The following is a 1,022-nucleotide window of genomic DNA, read 5'->3' as shown; positions in this document are numbered from 1 at the left end:
AGTTCGTCCCTGAACCGGCCATTGAAGCTTTCGCAGTATCCGTTCTCCCACGGGCTCCCAGGTTCAATGTAAGCCGTCTGGGCGCCAACTGCGGCGGTCCAGTCTCGGACAGCCTGGGCGACAAATTCTGGCCCATTGTCTGAACGTATGAAACAGGGTGCCCCCGAAGTATGAACAGATCCGTCAGGGCGTCGATCACGTCGACCGAGTTCAGCTTGCGCTTCACTCTAATCGCCAGGCACTCCCGGCTGTGCTCATCAAGGATGTTCAGCGTCCGGAAGGCTTTGCCATCGTCGGTTCGACAATGGACGAAATCATAGCTCCATACATGATTGCGATACTCCGGCCTCAGCCGAACACACGAGCCATCGTTCAGCCAAAGCCGTCCTTTCTTCGGTTGTTTCACTGGCACTTTCAGCCCCTCTCGTCGCCAAAGCCGTTCAATTCGCCCATCGCTGACAGACCATCCAGCCTCTCTCAGCAATGCAGCGATCCTGCGATAGCCATATCGGCCGTATTGACGGGTCAGCTCGATCATGTCGGCCACCAATCGGTCTTCGTCTGCGCGACCTTGTGGGACACGCCGTTGCGTGGACCGGTGTTGTCCAAGCACGCGGCAGGCGCGTCTCTCGGAAACGTTCAGTTGGTTGCGAACATGGTCAATACAAGCACGACGACGAGCGGGGCTCAGTAGTTTCCCTTCGCGGCTTCCGTCAGGATCAGCTTGTCCAACGTCAGATCGGATACCGCACGTCGCAGTCGCTCATTCTCTTTCTGAAGCCGTTTCAGTTCTTTCAACTGATCTACGCCCATTCCGCCGTACTTCTTGCGCCAGCGGTAATAGGTTTGTTCAACAACGCCGATCTGCCTGATCGCATCAAGACGGGACATGCCTTGCCCCATCAGAACTTCAACCTGCCGTAACTTCGAGACAATCTCTTCGGGCTTCGGTCGCTTGTTTGCCATTCGTGGTCCTCCGTTTCCTAAACATAGCGGTGGACCAGTTCAGTTGGGGAGGCTCA

Annotated in this window: 1 pseudogene; it reads right to left on the bottom strand. The window is 56.3% G+C overall.

Features of this window, described 5'->3' with window-relative positions:
* A pseudogene (locus ACR0M9_RS21095) lies at nt 1-966 on the bottom strand (IS3 family transposase); the annotation flags it as partial.
* Nucleotides 967-1,022: the final 56 nt, after the last annotated feature.

It is taken from the genome of Ruegeria sp. CH2 (genome assembly GCF_056537065.1).
Note: the sequence above shows the minus strand (reverse complement) of the source record. Positions and strands in the feature narration are given on the sequence as shown.